Raw genomic sequence first — 15,762 nt, 5'->3', positions numbered from 1 at the left:
ACGGCTGGAGCGAAATCATGAAATCACAGCTTGTTGCCGAAAGCGCCGGACAGAGAACGTTCGTCGTTGTGCTTGATCCCGGCGAAGAGGCGTTTGCGCAGCTGACGTCATTTGCGGTCGACCGTGGCGTCGGCGGCGCGTCGCTGACCGCGCTCGGCGCTTTCGAAAGTGCAACCGTCGGCTGGTTCGACCCTGGAGAAAGGACCTACCGGAAAATCCCCGTCCGGGAACAGTGCGAAGTGCTGAGCGCGATCGGCGATGTTGCCATCGGCGACGACGGCAGGCCCAGCCTGCACGTCCACGCAGTCCTTGGATTGAGTGACGGCACCACGAGGGGCGGTCATCTGCTGGACGGCATCGTGCGGCCGACGCTTGAGGTCACATTGGTGGAGACGCCTGGCCATCTGCGCCGCAGGCACCGTCCCGAACTCGGCGTCGCCCTGATCGACTTGGAGGCTTGATCCGAGCCGATCACTTCGTTGATTTGACTGCGGCCGTTTCGGGTACAACCTCCCAACCGAAGACGCTGCTGCCGCCGAGCAGATGCGATTGCTCGAACTCTCCGGCGACGATTTCCTTCAGGCTCGGCCCGGTGGCATAGCGCTCGACCTGCCGCGACTGGTCGTCCAGCCGCCGCAACGCGCCGATCTCTTCGTCACGGCCGAGCCTGGCCTTGTGGACAGCCGACTTCAGCACGCCGATCGTCTCGTCATAGACCTTCAGCGGCACCGGAAACGGGTGCCTGTCCTTGCCGCCATGCGCCAGCGAGAAGCGGCCGGGATCGGAAAATCGGCACGGCGCGCCATGCACGACTTCGGCGACCAGCGCCAGCGCCCGCACTGTGCGCGCGCCGACATTGGGCACCAGGAGAAGCCCGGCGAAATCCGTCGGGCCGCGCTCGGCCGCCGCGGCGATGTTGCCGTGCAGGCGGCGCATGACGACATCGCTTTCGCGTACATCGTGGTGCGCCGGCATCACCAGATGCGGCAGCAGCTTTTGTGCCGGCTCCGGCGCTGGCGCCGAACCCCGCTCCAAAGCGGCAAGCTCCCTCACGATGCGATCCGGTCCAAGGTCGTGCAGAAGGTCCAGTTGTCCCTGGCGCGACGCTTCAGCGCGGCGGTCGGTCAGGTTGACGATTTCGCCCTGGTTGGCGCCCTCGATGGCAGCATGCGGCTGGTCGACAAAGCTCTTCAGGCCTTCGGACAGCCAGTGATAGCGGCGCGCCACCTTGCTGTCGCCGTTCATGCCCTGCTGCACCACCACCCAGTTGCCGTCGTCGGTGACGATAAAGCCGTGCAGATAGAGATCGAAACCGTCCTGGACCGCGGCGCTGTCCACCTTGGCGACAAGCCGGCTCGCAGTCGCGAGGCCTTGCCCGTCGAGGCCGACACGCTCGCCGATCAGGGCAAGCTCGTGCGGGGTCTTGCGCGAATGCGCGCCGCGGCCGCCGCAAACGTGGATGCCGAGTTCGCCGGAGAGCGGCGACAGACCGCGCTTCAACGCTCCGACGACGCTGGTGGTGATGCCGGAGGAATGCCAGTCCATCCCCATCACGGCGCCAAAAGACTGGAACCAGAACGGATGCGCCAGCCGGCGCAGCAATTCATCGCGGCCGTAATGGTGGATGATCGCCTCGCACATGACCGCGCCAAGCCGCGTCATGCGGTCGCCGAGCCATTTCGGTACGCGCCCGCCGTGAAGTGGGAGATCAGCACTTCCCGATCGCTGTGCCACGGTCTTTTGCTTGCTCCTTGAGTCCTGCCTCGACAGATAGGTATCGAAAGGGGTGTGGAGAAGCTATGGCCTGATTCATGCCGCGATCGTTGCAAGCCGCCAGCTAGCGGGCAGGTTCGCTGAGGAGATCAAACTTCTGGATCTCGCAATGCTCGCCCACCGATTCCAGCAGATCCATTGGCGGTGCCCCAGTGTCCGGCCGCCTCCAACTGATCTCGAACGAGAAAACAGGGTCTTTGAGATCCGGGCGCCTCTCTATCGCGACGAGGCGTGCCCGGTAGCCAAGCGGCCCGATCATCGTATCGAGTTCCTGTCGGGCTGCGGCCTTCCAGGTCAGTGCCAACTGGGCATGGTGTTCGCGCGACATTCGAAGGTCCACCCATTTCAGGACCAGCAAGGTGGCCAGCGTCAGCGCCGTGCCGGCCGCGCCCAAGCCGTATTGGCCACCACCGAAAGCCAATCCGATCGCCGTCATCACCCACAACGTGGCCGCCGTGGTGACGCCGCTGACAAGATTGCCGCGGCGAAGAATGGCGCCACCGCCGATAAAGCCGACGCCGGTCAACACGCCCAGCGGAAAGCGCAAGACGTCCATCGATGCAAACGAATCCGGGTGCTTGCCAACGGTCTCGAGCAGAATACTGGCCTGGATCATTGTGATGGCGGCGGCCAATCCGACCAGCACGGTGGTGCGTAGCCCCGCCGCGTGCCCGCGCGCCTCGCGGTTGAGGCCTATCAACAGGCCGGCGAGCGCGGTCAGAAGCAGTCGTGCCGCGATGTCCTGCCAGACCGGAACAACGAGGAGCATCGCGGTCACCCGTCAGGCCAAGCGCTGCTGGCCAGGAATAGCGCCATGGTCAAAGCGAACAAGGGCAAGAGCGTCTTCATCGCAAATTCTTTTCGTCGATAAGCAACAAACGATGCGCCTGGATTTTGGTTGCGCCGCCGACGATTCACTCCGGCGATTGGCAGCGGCGGAACAAAACCTTCGGCCTGCGGGTTGGTGGGTTCACGCCAACGAAGGATTTGCAGTCATGGTCCGCTTGCTGCTTGCTGGAGCCGTCGCTTATCTGGCCTATCGCATCACCAAGGAGATCGGTGGGTCCGGCGAGGTCGATCCGCTGTCGCCTTCGCCCGAGCAAACCGGCCGCAAGGCGCCGAGGCGGCAGAGCGGGGCACAGAGGAATGGCCGACGGCGGTAGCGAATGCCGTAGCGGCGGCGCGGACCAGCCATGACCGCATTTCCGTTGCCGCTCGACCTTCGTCCGATGGAAGCCAAAGCCGCCGATGCAATCCCTGGCGGCGACGGGCTTTGGCAATACGAGCCGAAATGGGACGGGTTTCGCTGCCTCGTGTTCAAGGGCGACGATGCCGTCGATCTGCGTGCAAAATCGGGCAAGCCGCTTGGCCGCTATTTTCCCGAACTGGTCGCGGTGCTGCGCGATGTGAGCTCGCGACGGTTTGTTGCCGACGGCGAGATTGTCATCGAGGTCGACGGATCGTCCTCGTTCGAGGCCCTGCAAATGCGCCTTCATCCCGCCGAAAGCAGGATCCGCAAGTTGAGCCTCGAGACGCCCGCCATGCTGATCCTGTTCGATATGCTGGCCGAGCCCGGCGGCAGGATCATCATCGAAGAGCCTCTCACCACCAGGAGGCAGGCGATTGGGGCCTTTGTCGCGTCGGCGGCACGGCCCCAACTGCACCTGTCCAAATATACGCACGACGCCGCCACCGCCGAGCGCTGGCTGCAGGGCGCCGGCCACGGCTCGACCGACGGTGTTGTTGCAAAACTGATCGCCGGGCCATACCGGCCCGGCGAGCGCGCCATGGTCAAGGTCAAGCGGCTGCGCACTGCGGATTGCGTGGTCGGCGGCTTTCGCTATCTCGCCGGCAGCAACGAAGTCGGATCTCTGCTGCTTGGCCTCTACAATAGCGAAGGCAGGCTGGACCATGTCGGGTTCACCTCGACTATCGGCAAGGACGACAGGGCGGCGCTGACCAGACGGCTGGAAAAACTGCGGGCCAAACCAGGTTTCACCGGCAAGGCGCCGGGCGGACCAAGCCGCTGGAGCACGGAGCGGAGCGGACAATGGGAACCGATAAAGCCTGAACTGGTGGTCGAGGTTCGGTTCGACCATGTGACAGGCGACCGGTTCCGGCACGGAACCAAGCTGTTGCGCTGGCGGCCGGACAAGGAGCCGCGGCAATGCACGTTCGAGCAGATCGAGTAAGTCCGATCCGAGACACCGCTTCAAGGCGCTTGCTGCCCGCTCTACCGTTCATGACGGACCAATGCATCATTTCACCGGTTCGCCGCGGCCAACCGAGCCTTGGCAACCAAGGCTCGGTTGCGGTTTTGAAATCAGGCGGCTTCCTGCATGGCGCGTTCGTTGACGCCGCTTTCGCCGAGCTTGGAAAGCGCTTCGTCGGTCGCGACCTCTTCCTTGAGAGTTGCCCTGAGCAGCTCGACAACGTCGCTCTTGCCGAGTTCTTCCGCCCACGCGATCAAAGTGCCGTAGCGAGCGATCTCGTAATGTTCGACAGACTGCGCTGCGCCGACAAGTCCGGCGTCGAGTGCAGGAGCACCACTATACTCCTCGAGCATTTCCGAGCCCTCTTCGATGATGCCGTCAATGGCCGGACAGGTTTTGCCGCGGGCCGGCTTGCCGAATTTGTCGAACACCTCCTCGAGGCGGTCGACATGTCCTTCGGTTTCCATGCGGTGTTTCTCGAAGGCGGCGGTCACTTCTTCCGACTCCGCGCCCTTGGCCATTTTGGGCAGTGCTTTCAATATCTTCTTCTCGGCGTAGTAGAGGTCTTTGAGCCCGTCGAGGAACAGATCCTCAAGGCCCTTGCTTGCCGCCTTCGCGGCCTTTTTCGTAGTCGCCATGATCCTCTCCCGAATGGTTGGTGCCGCCTCGCAAAGTGGAGGCGTCCGATAACCCTCCGACAGGAAACAAGTTCCCTGACGGTCCGGCAGCTTTGAAAATTTTTCCGACCCGCCGTGTGGTGTCGCAGGGGCCTTCGACCTGCGGCAGCAATCGGCCAGAAAAGCGCCGTCAGCGCTCGCCGATATGCTCGACCAGGCGGGTATATTCGGCCTCGGCCAAGCCGTAGCCGCCATCCGCCAGTGCGACGAGACCATCGCGATCGCGGATGATAATTTCGCCGCGGCGGGACCGGATGAGCCCTCGCCCCTCGAGCAGCTGCAGCGCGACCGTTACACCCGGGCGCCTTACGCCAAGCATGATCGACAGGAATTCGTGCGTGATCGTCAGCCGGCCGCCATCCACCCGATCGTCACACATGAGAAGCCAGCGCGCCAGCCGGTCTTCAAGTTTCGATCGCGCGTTGACCAGCGCGGTATAGCCAGTCTGGACATGCAGATATTGCACGTAGCGCAGCAAGAACAGCCGCAGCGTCGGGCTTTGCGTCAGCGCCGCCTTGAACGGCTCGGCGTCGATCCTGGCAGCTTCTCCCGCCAGCTGCACATAGCAATCATGGACCGTACGGTCGTCGCCCATTATCAGGGCCGAGCCGGTCATACCTTCCAAGCCGACAAGGCCAACTTCCGCATCGCTGCCGTTCGGCATTTTCGCAACCACCGAACCGATGCCGTCCTCAAGGAAATAAATGGCCTCGATCGGCGATCCGGACACTTCGAGCGATTGCCGTAACTCCAGCGAACAGCGCTCGATGTGCGGCTCGAGAGATGCGAAATCGCCGGCGCTCATTCGGCGCAACAGCTTGTTTTTGTACGGATTTTTATTGGAATTTGCTGGATCAGACATAGCTGGGCCCAAAACAGGGCAAGAGCCTTTTTATCTCCCAGCCGTCCGCGCCCGGTATAACCTGCGGACGATAACGCTTATATAAGCACTGAAAGGTATGGAGCCTACTAAATAAAAAAATGAATCGATGCACGGCAGTTTCTCCTGCCGCTTGCCTACGAAAACATCCGACTGAAAGTTAGAGTTGGAAACGTACCAAAGTCGGTTTGGTACGAAAACGACAATTGAGATCGCCGGGCTCGAAAAGAGCCCGTCGCGAGGGATGCAACGGGCTCCATTCGGGCGTCGTGGGCTACGCCCAGTGATCCAAATGAGGGGTAGGTTGGATCGCAGCAACAATGCAGGTGCAAGGCAGTCGTTCCCAAACTGTCTGCTTGGTAATTTCCGTACATTGAGTTTGGACGAGAGCGGCGCTAATTGAATTGGAGTCGTCCACACAGGCACGGCGAGTGGACGCTTGAAAGACGTTTCGCGCTTTCGCCCTTTTCAAGGGAGGATGGCATGCCGATGCAAGGTGCAGCAACTCCAGCCGAACTGAGCGTGCTGAGAAAAGCGCTCGACGACTGCTGCCGCGAGTTGGGTGTTGCGGACGACAGTCCTGTCCGCGAGCGGTTGGCAGCCCGTATCATGTCGCTGTTCAACGAGGGTGTGCTCAACGCCGATCTGAAAGAAGCGCTGGCCGCCGATCGCCAACAATAAGCTGCTGCTATGGTGGCGTCCTCGGCGCCGAAAGGTTCGGCACCGAGTCGCCCTTTCTAGCCAGGGTCCCGGTTTGCCAAGGATCTTGGAAATCTAGTCTTTTCACGACAAAACGCCCGGCGCTAATTACCAAGCGGCAGGCGTTTTTGTCGCGAGCGTAACACTAACGCGTGTCGCGTTTGGCCGGCCTCATGCGACGCGCTTACTTCCTGTTTGCTTACTTCCTGTTTTATGCATGTCGTTATCACAAAACCGCTGCACACTTTTGCACGACATGCATCAAATGCGCCCAAGCAGGACCAGGACAATGACGATAAGCAGCACCAAGCCGAGGCCGCCACCACCGTAATAGCCGGTGCCATAGAACGGTCCGCCGCCCAAGCCGCTGAAGCCGCCAAGCAAGGCAAGGACCAAGATGATGATGAGAATGGTTCCAAGGCCCATGATGTCTGCTCTCCTTGTTTGCGCTGCCGCCATTCGCATCAGCGCGTCGCATTGTACAAAGGTATGAACTCACAAGGAGCATTCCTGTTCCGGCGGACGGTAAGGCGTACGCTCATGCGGCGAGCAAAATACCGGGCCGGGCCGTCAGAAAAGTCCACAGATGCATGCCCGCGGAGAATGGCATGGCGGCCGCCTTGAACACCCAAGAACATGCTGAAATTCATGGGGAATTTGTCGGAACCTTCGCCCGCCCGAACGGTTGTTTTCGTAGTCGCAACGCGACGACCCTCGTAAAAAGGAGAAGCATCATGCTCACGAAAATTCTCGCAGCTTCGGCGCTTACGATCGGTCTGGCCACGTCAGCGATGGCCCAGAACGTCGGCGATCCCTCCGGAGCTGCTGCCGACGGCAGCGGGCGGACGATAGTAGTCCCGGATAATGGCGGCCCTGACACCGGCACGGATTCGACCATCACCAACAGCATTCGCGATTTCTCAACGACGAATTCGAATGCCGACCGGAATTGCCCACCAGGCCCGCAGGGGGCTCTGCCCGACGCGACCGGCAAGTCTCCGGGCACGATGGCGCCGACGGTGAACGACAACCACTGCGGCAAGTAAGCGCCCGGTTTATCATAGTCTGTGATGAGGCTGCGGAGCGTACGCTCCGCAGCTGTATTGAAAATCGGCCGTCTAACGGCAGCGGTGGTCGAAGCTGACCGCGATATCCCGACCGTCCAGCGCCCGAACGATGAAGCCAACCAGTTCCTCGTCGGTTTGCCGGAACCAGGGAAAGCGTTTGCGCAAATCGGCTATGACGACAGTGGTCGAGAGAATGTCGCCCGAATTGTAGTCGGCCATGACGATATGAACGGCTTTGTCGGTATCAATACAGATTCCAAGCGGCGACTTGATCTGCCCCACGGAAGCCTCCACCCATCTGTCCCGGCAGACGATAGCAAGACTGCGGCAAAGCGAAAGAGCTTGTACGATTCCGTACGGTCCTACGGGTTGCGTTGCACTTTGCAGGACCCAGCCGGCGTCCTCTATTTTTGTATTTTTGTGTTATCCAAATCATTTGTTTGGCTCGCGGCGGCTGTGGCCACTGCGACCAGGCAACCTCGTCGCAGCTTCCGCGTTGAGCCATCGGAGGGATGACATCAGCCTCGGAGAACCCCCATGAAAACGCTTCTATCCATCACTGCGGCAGCGATGATGGCCGGCGCGCCTTTGGCTGTTTTTGCCCAATCGGCGACGCTGACGCCGCTGACGACCGACACCATGAGCAAGGTTGACACCGCGACATTCGTCAAGACCGTGCCCATCGCCAATACATTTGAAATCGAATCGAGCCGACTTGCGCAGACGCAGGCGACGGCTGACGATGTGAAGGCCTTCGCGGCGCAAATGGTCACGGACCATACCAAGGCCGGCGAGGACTTCAAGGCGGCGCTCAGCAGGGGGCAGACGACTTCGGCCACCGCGCCGGCCGGCCCGTCGCTGGACACCAAGCACCAAGCGCTGCTCGACCAACTCAAGGAGGCCAGCGGGGACAGTTTCCAATCGAAATATATCGACATGCAGACCCAGGCGCATAAAGAAGCGGTGGCGCTGTTTTCCGCTTACGCGAATTCCGGCGACGATCCGGCGATGAAGGAGTTTGCCAAGAAGACGCTGCCGGTGCTGCAAATGCACGAACGTCACGTCAAGGACCTCGCTGCCGCACATCAATGAGAGCGAAGAGTGCCTTTTGCAAACGAAAGGCCGCCCCACACACGGCCTGTGTGACGCGGCCACACGGCCGGGAACAAAGCACCGAGAGTGCCGTTATTTACCCGGCTTGTTCGGGGAGGATCCAATGGAAGGCGGCGTTCGCGGGGCGTCAAGGATAGTAGCGCCGGCTTTCGGCGCCGTCCTGGTCGCCGCTGTCACAGGCTGAAATCGCTTTCCGAACGGGACAGGCTGCCTTCATGCGCTACGGCGAGATATTTGCAAATGTTACGGCACTCATGTTGCTGGCCTTGATGATTGGCGGCGTCTTCGTCCTGTTTGGAGAGCCGCTGTGGCCGCGGCACTACGCGAGAATGGTGCTGGTTACGGATATCGATGCCATGACCACCGCGTCAGTCCGAACAAGCTGCCTGCCCAGTCCCTGCCTGCCCGACACCATCGATCATACCGTGCTCACTCCTCGCCCCGAAGACGGACCTTGATTTGCGATTTGCAGACGCTGGAGCTGGGTACGGAAAAGCCCGCCGCCCGAGCTGCGCGGCGGGCTTTTTTGTTGAATCAACCCACGGTAGACCGTCTGGCCACGACTAGGTCAGGATAATCACGATCTTGTAGGTATTCGGGTCGACGATGACGATCCGGCCGTCGGCGAGCACGAAATACTCATAGCCTTCGTAAGCCGGAACGATCTTGACGATGCGCGCCGGCAGACGATGCAGCCGGACCTTCTTTCGCGGGACCTCGACACCGACGGAGATGTCGAAATCGACGTTGGAAACGGGTTGGACGTTCGTCTCCTTGATGACCTGAGTGATCTCTGTCTTCTGCTCAACGGTCACATTGCTGATGGAAGCGGTCGAACTCTGGTCCTGCTGGGTAGAAGTATTGCTCTGAGCCTGGTTTGTGGTCGTGGTCCCAGCCTTACCCTGAGCCTGCTGTTCGGTCTGCATCTTGGAGCTGCCCTGAGCCTGCTCGGTGGTGGTGGTTCCAGCCTTGCCCTGGGCTTGCTCCTCGGTCTTCATCTTCGTGTTGCCCGTGGCCTGCTGGTCAGTCGTGGCGCCAGCCTTGCCTTGGGCCTGCTCTTCAGTCTTCATCTTCGTGTTGCCCGTGGCCTGCTGCTCAGTCGTAGCGCCAGCCTTGCCCTGAGCCTGCTCGCCGGTCTTCAGCTTCGGTTTGCCCTGCGCCTGTTGATCAGTGGTGGCGCCGGCCTTGCCCTGAGCCTGCTCGCCCATCTTGGCGCCGTTCTGGCAATTGGCAGTGCCGGCTGCACAATTGGCGCCGGACTGATCGTCGGTCGACTGCTGCGTCTGGGCAAGTGCGGCCCCGCAGCTGACGCTGATTGCTAACATGCTGGTGATCAGAACGCCTTTCATGAGAGATCTCCTTGGAAAATGCGTCCCTTCACCCCGCAAAACTGCGTTTAAAAAACTTTGTTCCAAACTAATGGAAGGAAACGGCAAGCGATCCGAGTGGCGGAACAAGCTCCACCTGATGACGTTACCGGCCTATAGCGACCCCGCTGCGAACGGCATGACGCGGCGCAGCGCAGAGGTGGCTCACGAGGAAAGGAGACAATCATGAGAATGCATCTTTCCGCAGCCGCGGGTGGGTTTTTGCTGCTTGCGGGTGTCGGCGCCGCTGCCGCCCAGGATGTGGTCATCGAACCGCAGCAGGAGACGATCGTACGCGAGTATGTGAAAAAGCAGCCTCTGGCGTCCGTCCAGCTCCCCGGCGTGGAGCTCAATGTCGGCTCGACCCTGCCCGATACCGTCGAGCTTCATGAAGTCCCCAACATCAAATACCGCTACGTCGTCGTCGACAACCAGACCGTCCTGGTCGATCCAGGCACACGCAGGATCGTGAAGGTCATCCAGTGAGCAAGCGCGTCGCTTTGAAGGGACATGCGGCGCGTCTAGCATTGTCGACATCCCACACTGCTGCCCGTGTTGGGCATTCGGACGCAGAAAGGCCCGCCGTTTCGAAGCACGGCGGGCCTCATAGCGGAGACGACGTCCGGACAATTTCTGAACCAGCATTGGCTTAGAACACATGATCCCAGCACGCCCTGTGCTCGCCAGGCCCGAAACTTTGAGAGAATATTCCTGGCTTCGCATTTCGCGGGAAATACGGTGCTTTGATCCGACGGTCAGCATTCCCGATGATGCCGGCAAGGCTTGGCACTCCGCCTGGCCGCAACGACTTCAGAACCGACGGGATAGATCATGTCTGGGAACACCAACACTTTGCTCTCATTTCTCTCCGCAAGTATAAGCCGGCGCGCCGGTCTGGCTGTACTTTTCGCGTCGGCGGTTGCGATTGTCGGCCTTGCTGCGCCGTCGCTCGCCGAGGACAAGACGGCGGTCAAGGTCGGTATCATGAGCGGCGAGGACGAGGACGTCTGGCGCGTCGTCACCGCCCAGGCGGCGGAGAGGGGCCTGACAATCGAGACCGTGGTGTTCAACGACTATACCCAGCCGAATGAAGCGCTCGAGCGTGGCGAAATCGACGCCAACGCCTTCCAGCACAAGCCCTATCTCGACAACCAGATCAAGACGCAGGGCTATCACATCGTCCCGGTCGGCTATACCGGGGTCTGGCCGATCGGCCTTTATTCCAAGAAGTACGCGAAGATTGCCGACCTGCCAGAAGGCGCGGTCATTGGCGTGCCGAACGACCCGTCCAATGAGGGCCGCGCACTGCGCGTCCTGCAGAGCGAACATCTGATCAAGCTCAGGGAAGGCACCGGCATTCTGGCGACGACCACCGACATCGCCGAAAACCCGAAGCACTTGGTCATCAAGGAGCTGGACGCAGGCATCGTCGGGCGCTCGGTGGAAGACCTCGACGCGGCCGTAGTCAACACGGATTGGGCGCTTAAAAGCGGCCTCACACCGGAGAATCGCATCGCCCAGGAGGCGGTGGCCGACAATCCCTACCGCAATTTCATCGCGGTCAAGGCCGGCAATGAAAACCAGCCCTGGGTAAAGACATTGGTCGCCTCCTACCAGAACGAAAAGGTGAAGGCCGAATTCGATCGGGTCTACAAGGGAACCGGCATCAGCGCCTATTGATGCCGAGCTCGACTGGGCGCCGAAGCCCGGCATGGTAAAGCGGTCCGCGCTTCAACGCGGACCGCGATCGCGTTTGCGGGACACCAATACAGGAACTTTCATGAACCAGCATTTCGCCTCGGTCATCGAAGTCATGCATCCCGTCGGCGGCCGCTCCGCGGGACCGAACGATGTCGTGCGCCTCATCGAGCTGAAGCGCCGCTTCGGCGCGACAGCGGCGCTGGACGGCGTGTCGCTCAGCGTGCGCCAGGGCGAGATCCTCGGCATCATCGGCCGCAGCGGCGCCGGCAAGTCGACGCTGATACGCTGCCTGAACGGCCTGGAGCGGCCGGATTCAGGACAGGTCTACATCGAAGGCCGCGACATCAGCCGGCTCGGCGAGCGCGAATTGCAGCCGCTGCGCCGGCGCATCGGTATGATCTTCCAGCATTTCAACCTGCTGTCCGCCAAGACCGTCGAAGACAATGTAGCGCTGCCGCTCAAGATCGAAGGCCGGCCCAGGGCCGAACGCCTGGCGCGCGCCGCCGAGCTGCTCGAGCTCGTCGGGCTGTCGGAGAAGGCGAAAGCCTATCCGGCGTCGCTGTCGGGCGGGCAGAAGCAGCGTGTCGGCATTGCCCGGGCGCTTGCGGCGCGCCCGGCGCTACTTTTGTCCGACGAAGCGACCTCGGCGCTCGACCCGGAGACGACGCGCTCCATCCTTGCCTTGCTGAGGGACATCAACCGGCAGCTTGGCCTGACCATCCTGCTGATCACGCATGAGATGGAGGTGATCCGCTCGATCGCCGACCGGGTCGCGGTGATCGACGCTGGGCGGATCGTCGAGCAAGGGCCGGTGTGGTCGGTCTTTGCCGACCCGAAATCGGCGATCACACAAAGCCTGCTCGGCGGCATCCGGCCGCAATTGCCGGCGGAGATCGCAAGCCGGCTAACGCAGAACGCCGGCGTGGAGGCGATCCTCAGGATCGACGTGGCCGGTGAGGCCGCCCGAAGCCCGCTTTTGTCCGATCTTGCCTCGGCAGTTCCCGGCTCGTTCCGCCTCGTGCATGGCGGCATCGATCACGTCCAGCAGCAGCCTGTCGGGACACTGTTCGTGGCGGTCGCCGGCACCAATGAAGCTCACCTGGCAGAGGTGATCGCGTTCTTGAAAGCCCGCCAAGCGCGGGTGGAGGTGCTTGGCCATGTCGCCGGTTCTGTTTGAGCTTCTCGTCCGTTCAATCTGGGAAACGATCCTGATGACGGCCGCCTCCGGCCTCGTCTCGCTGGTTTTCGGGCTGCCGCTCGGCCTGGCGCTGGTCGCCACCGACCGCGGCGGCATCGGCGAAAACCTGTGGGTGAACCGCGCGCTTGGCGCTGTCATCAATGGCTTCCGCTCGGTGCCTTTCATCATCCTGCTGGTTGCGCTGATCCCGGTGACGCGGCTGATCGTCGGCACCTCGATCGGCACCTGGGCAGCGATCGTGCCGCTGTCGATCGCGGCGACGCCTTACTATGCCCGGATCGCCGAAGTGTCGCTGCGCGAGGTCGACCACGGGCTGATCGAGGCAGCACGCGCCATGGGCGGCAACCGCTGGACGATTATTCGAGAGGTGCTGGTGCCGGAAGCGTTGCCCGGCATCGTCGCCGGCTTTACCGTGACGCTGGTGACGCTTATCGGCGCCTCGGCCATGGCTGGCGCCATCGGCGCCGGCGGGCTCGGCGACCTCGCCATCCGCTACGGCTACCAGCGCTTCGAGACGTCCGTCATGATCGCCGTGGTCATCGTCCTGATCGTCCTGGTCTGCGGCATCCAGTGGGCCGGCGACCGGCTGGTCGCGAGGCTGGACCACAGAGCGTGACCGGCGAACCGCGGCCAATCAACGCCTTTAATTTCCGGGAAAGTTCAGATTGTTCTCGATGGTCTCGCTGGCCCAAGCGAGCTTTTCGCGATCGTCGGGGCGCAAGGGAGCCTCGACCGCGACGGTGAACAAGTGCCAGGCGAGACTGTCGGATAGAAGCCATGTGGTGACCTGTTCGCTGAAGATCACGTGCCCCTTATCGAGTGTCTTGATGTTGCCGGTAATCAAGTCCGCACAGTGCAACATGGCCTCGGGGTAAGGGCTATCATGCCATGCCGCTAATGCAGCTGCTACATCCATTCCGGCAAGCACTATGCCCTCCAGCCAAGGAACCGCGTTCCCTTCATCGGGATGCATGGTCATCGCTTTTCGCCAGGCAGCCTGAAACAGCTCCTCGACAGCCTGCTGTTCTTCCAACGGCCAATCGCGCCAGGAGGTCCTTTCGAGCTTTGCGGCAATCACGTTGGCGTCGAACCCCATCGAAGGTTCGCCTTGGATGGCAAGTTCAAGCACTCTCGGCAGAAAGTGCCGGTAGTCATCGACGTCGCCGACTGTCCATATGGCCGATCCGGCATAGGCGCCGAGGTTTTCACCACTGAGCTCCCGAAGCGGACCACTGGATACTCCCCGAAAGATCGATTCCAAATCCTTGTACGGCGAGCCATGCAGGTGGCGGGGCGATGGATAAGACGCGAAAGCGGCATAGACGCGTTCGACTGCGTAGGCCAGTTCAGACGAGAGATCAGCCTCCAGGGGATTTGGGTTGCTCATCCGCTACGACTCCGAACAGGTCTCTGGCTTGCTCTGCGGTATAGTAGCCAAGCTTGACATCCCGAGCGACCAATTGCGGATCGCGCTGCAACGGATCGCCGTAGCCGCCGCCGCCCGGTGTGCCGACGCGCACGCGGTCGCCTGCCTTCAGCGCGATGTCCTGTTCCTTTGAGAGGTGCGGCGGCACATGTTCCTCGCCGTTGCGGAACACAGTCACCGTGTTGACCGCGCCGTCCTTGCCGCCGAGCGCGCCTTGCGGGCCGAACCGGCCGTGATCCATGACGAAAGAGGCGCGGGCGTCGCCGCGCAGGATCTCTACCTCATAGGCGAGCCCAAACCCGCCGCGGTGCTTGCCGGCGCCACCCGAGCCTTCGCGCAGCGCGTAATGCCGGTAGAGCACCGGGAAGGCCTGCTCCATGATCTCGACCGGCGGCGACTTGGAGATGCCGATGGTCGAGCAGCCATTGGTCAGGCCGTCGTGACCGGCATTGCCGCCATAGCCGCCGCCGGAGATCTGGTACATGACATAATCGCGGCCACGGACCGGATCGTTGCCGCCGAGCGCGAAATTGCCGCTGGAGCCAGCCGGAGCCGCCGTCACCCTGTCCGGCAGGGCCTGCACCATCGCCGCGAACACCGCCTCGGCGATGCGCTGCGAAACCTCAGCCGCGCAGCCCGATACCGGCCGCGGATATTTGGCGTCGAGGAAGGTGCCTTCCGGCCGCTTGACGATCAGCGGCTCGAAGGCGCCGGCGCTGATCGGCACATCGGGGAAAATGTGCCGCATGGCGAGATAGACCGAGGACAAGGTCGTCGCCAGCACGCTGTTCATCGGCCCAGCGCAGGGCTTTGACGAACCGGAGAAGTCGAAGCTGAGCGTGTCGCCCTGTTTTTCGGCCGCCAGCGCGATAGTCAGCGGCTCGTTTACCACGCCGTCTGAATCGACGAAGGCCTGCGAGCGATAGATTCCGTCGGGAATGGCCGATATGTTGACGCGCATCTGTTCAGCGGCGCGGCGCCGCAATTCGGCGATCGCTTCGACAACCGTTTCATCTCCGTAACGATCCAGGATTCCGTTAAGCCTGTCCTGGCCGATCAGCAGTGCCGCCGCCTGCGCGCGGATATCGCCAATGCGCTGGTCGGCGACACGGATGTTGGAGCAGATGATGGCGTAGATCTCCGGGTCGAGCACGCCCTTCTTGAACAGTTTCACCGGCGGCAACCGCAAGCCTTCCTGCTCGACCGCCGTTGCCGAGGCGGAGAATCCGCCCGGCACCGAACCGCCAATGTCGGGCCAATGGCCGGTGTTCGAAAGCCAGCAGAATATCCTGCCGTCGCGGTAGACCGGCATGGCGAAGCGCACATCCATGAGATGGGTGCCGCCGAGATAGGGATCATTGACGATGTAGATATCGCCCGGCTCGGGCGGCAGGCAGCGTCCGTCGGCGATCATCTTGATCACGGTTTTGGTCGAATACTGCATGACGCCGACGAACACCGGCAGGCCCTGGCTGCCTTGCGCGATCAGCGAACCATCGAGCGCCGAATAGATGCCATCCGAACGGTCATTGGCCTCGGCGATGACAGGCGAGAACGCGGCGCGCGAAAATGTCAGGTCCATTTCGTCGCAGACTTGCTGTAGCGCCGCCTGGATGACTGAAAGGGTGATGGCGTCGAGTTTTTCCAT

Annotated in this window: 20 protein-coding genes; 11 read left to right on the top strand and 9 right to left on the bottom strand. The window is 61.8% G+C overall.

Annotated elements, in window-relative coordinates; all coding sequences use genetic code 11:
* The first annotated feature begins 17 nt into the window (after nt 1–17).
* The gene (locus NKJ81_RS05240; protein WP_023677099.1) at nt 18–461 is read left to right on the top strand and encodes a PPC domain-containing DNA-binding protein; all 444 of its coding nucleotides are present in this window, start codon (nt 18–20) and stop codon (nt 459–461) included.
* 10 nt (nt 462–471) lie between these two features.
* On the opposite strand, the gene NKJ81_RS05235 is transcribed toward NKJ81_RS05240, so the two are convergent.
* Together NKJ81_RS05235 and NKJ81_RS05230 are read right to left on the bottom strand one after the other, a co-directional pair.
* Nucleotides 472–1,734 (bottom strand): DUF763 domain-containing protein, encoded by a 1,263-nt coding sequence (locus NKJ81_RS05235; protein ID WP_352539858.1) that lies wholly within the window; start codon nt 1,732–1,734, stop codon nt 472–474.
* Nucleotides 1,735–1,837: 103 nt separating this feature from the next.
* Nucleotides 1,838–2,542, bottom strand: a complete 705-nt coding sequence (locus NKJ81_RS05230; RefSeq protein WP_352473102.1) for an MgtC/SapB family protein — start codon at nt 2,540–2,542, stop codon at nt 1,838–1,840.
* Nucleotides 2,543–2,768: 226 nt separating this feature from the next.
* Here NKJ81_RS05230 and NKJ81_RS05225 point away from each other — a divergent pair, with 226 nt between their 5' ends.
* Together NKJ81_RS05225 and NKJ81_RS05220 are read left to right on the top strand one after the other, a co-directional pair.
* Complete coding sequence (locus NKJ81_RS05225) at nt 2,769–2,936, top strand: hypothetical protein (protein WP_352539857.1); 168 nt, start codon at nt 2,769–2,771, stop codon at nt 2,934–2,936.
* Between the two features lie 30 nt (nt 2,937–2,966).
* The gene (locus tag NKJ81_RS05220; RefSeq protein WP_352539856.1) at nt 2,967–3,965 is read left to right on the top strand and encodes an ATP-dependent DNA ligase; all 999 of its coding nucleotides are present in this window, start codon (nt 2,967–2,969) and stop codon (nt 3,963–3,965) included.
* A 131-nt stretch (nt 3,966–4,096) separates the two neighbouring features.
* Here NKJ81_RS05220 and NKJ81_RS05215 read toward each other — a convergent pair whose 3' ends face one another.
* Both NKJ81_RS05215 and NKJ81_RS05210 read right to left on the bottom strand, forming a co-directional pair.
* A complete protein-coding gene (locus NKJ81_RS05215; RefSeq protein WP_352539855.1) occupies nt 4,097–4,624 on the bottom strand; it encodes a YciE/YciF ferroxidase family protein in 528 nt (175 codons plus the stop codon).
* Nucleotides 4,625–4,793: 169 nt separating this feature from the next.
* Nucleotides 4,794–5,525, bottom strand: a complete 732-nt coding sequence (locus NKJ81_RS05210) for a Crp/Fnr family transcriptional regulator (protein WP_352473082.1) — start codon at nt 5,523–5,525, stop codon at nt 4,794–4,796.
* A gap of 501 nt (nt 5,526–6,026) precedes the next feature.
* On the opposite strand from NKJ81_RS05210, the gene NKJ81_RS05205 reads away from it, so the two are divergent.
* Nucleotides 6,027–6,224, top strand: coding sequence for a hypothetical protein (locus NKJ81_RS05205; protein ID WP_352449586.1), 198 nt, complete (start codon nt 6,027–6,029; stop codon nt 6,222–6,224).
* Between the two features lie 279 nt (nt 6,225–6,503).
* On the opposite strand, the gene NKJ81_RS05200 is transcribed toward NKJ81_RS05205, so the two are convergent.
* Nucleotides 6,504–6,668, bottom strand: coding sequence for a DUF3309 family protein (locus NKJ81_RS05200; RefSeq protein WP_352539854.1), 165 nt, complete (start codon nt 6,666–6,668; stop codon nt 6,504–6,506).
* Nucleotides 6,669–6,850: 182 nt separating this feature from the next.
* On the opposite strand from NKJ81_RS05200, the gene NKJ81_RS05195 reads away from it, so the two are divergent.
* Entirely contained in the window at nt 6,851–7,288 is a 438-nt protein-coding gene (locus NKJ81_RS05195) for a hypothetical protein (protein WP_352539853.1), read from the top strand.
* Nucleotides 7,289–7,360: 72 nt separating this feature from the next.
* Here NKJ81_RS05195 and NKJ81_RS05190 read toward each other — a convergent pair whose 3' ends face one another.
* Nucleotides 7,361–7,591 (bottom strand): hypothetical protein, encoded by a 231-nt coding sequence (locus NKJ81_RS05190; protein WP_352539852.1) that lies wholly within the window; start codon nt 7,589–7,591, stop codon nt 7,361–7,363.
* Between the two features lie 288 nt (nt 7,592–7,879).
* Between NKJ81_RS05190 and NKJ81_RS05185 the strand changes: the two genes are divergently transcribed.
* Both NKJ81_RS05185 and NKJ81_RS05180 read left to right on the top strand, forming a co-directional pair.
* A complete protein-coding gene (locus NKJ81_RS05185) occupies nt 7,880–8,401 on the top strand; it encodes a DUF4142 domain-containing protein (protein WP_352539851.1) in 522 nt (173 codons plus the stop codon).
* 236 nt (nt 8,402–8,637) lie between these two features.
* The gene (locus tag NKJ81_RS05180) at nt 8,638–8,880 is read left to right on the top strand and encodes a polymerase (RefSeq protein ID WP_352473088.1); all 243 of its coding nucleotides are present in this window, start codon (nt 8,638–8,640) and stop codon (nt 8,878–8,880) included.
* 105 nt (nt 8,881–8,985) lie between these two features.
* On the opposite strand, the gene NKJ81_RS05175 is transcribed toward NKJ81_RS05180, so the two are convergent.
* Complete coding sequence (locus tag NKJ81_RS05175) at nt 8,986–9,771, bottom strand: DUF1236 domain-containing protein (RefSeq protein WP_352539850.1); 786 nt, start codon at nt 9,769–9,771, stop codon at nt 8,986–8,988.
* A gap of 204 nt (nt 9,772–9,975) precedes the next feature.
* Between NKJ81_RS05175 and NKJ81_RS05170 the strand changes: the two genes are divergently transcribed.
* The 4 genes from NKJ81_RS05170 (at nt 9,976) to NKJ81_RS05155 (ending at nt 13,304) form a co-directional block, all read left to right on the top strand.
* Complete coding sequence (locus NKJ81_RS05170; protein ID WP_352539849.1) at nt 9,976–10,275, top strand: DUF1236 domain-containing protein; 300 nt, start codon at nt 9,976–9,978, stop codon at nt 10,273–10,275.
* A 345-nt stretch (nt 10,276–10,620) separates the two neighbouring features.
* Nucleotides 10,621–11,469 (top strand): MetQ/NlpA family lipoprotein, encoded by an 849-nt coding sequence (locus tag NKJ81_RS05165; protein WP_352539848.1) that lies wholly within the window; start codon nt 10,621–10,623, stop codon nt 11,467–11,469.
* A gap of 133 nt (nt 11,470–11,602) precedes the next feature.
* Entirely contained in the window at nt 11,603–12,667 is a 1,065-nt protein-coding gene (locus NKJ81_RS05160) for a methionine ABC transporter ATP-binding protein (protein ID WP_352540028.1), read from the top strand.
* Complete coding sequence (locus tag NKJ81_RS05155) at nt 12,648–13,304, top strand: methionine ABC transporter permease (protein WP_352539847.1); 657 nt, start codon at nt 12,648–12,650, stop codon at nt 13,302–13,304. Before NKJ81_RS05160 ends, NKJ81_RS05155 begins: the two co-directional genes overlap by 20 nt.
* Before the next feature lie 27 nt (nt 13,305–13,331).
* Here NKJ81_RS05155 and NKJ81_RS05150 read toward each other — a convergent pair whose 3' ends face one another.
* Together NKJ81_RS05150 and NKJ81_RS05145 are read right to left on the bottom strand one after the other, a co-directional pair.
* Nucleotides 13,332–14,075, bottom strand: a complete 744-nt coding sequence (locus NKJ81_RS05150; protein ID WP_352539846.1) for a hypothetical protein — start codon at nt 14,073–14,075, stop codon at nt 13,332–13,334.
* Entirely contained in the window at nt 14,047–15,762 is a 1,716-nt protein-coding gene (locus NKJ81_RS05145; RefSeq protein ID WP_352539845.1) for a hydantoinase B/oxoprolinase family protein, read from the bottom strand. The genes NKJ81_RS05150 and NKJ81_RS05145 overlap by 29 nt, the downstream gene beginning before the upstream one ends.

The sequence above is a fragment of the Mesorhizobium sp. M0018 genome (assembly GCF_040323955.1).
Classification (GTDB): Bacteria; Pseudomonadota; Alphaproteobacteria; order Rhizobiales; family Rhizobiaceae; genus Mesorhizobium.
Note: the sequence above shows the minus strand (reverse complement) of the source record. Positions and strands in the feature narration are given on the sequence as shown.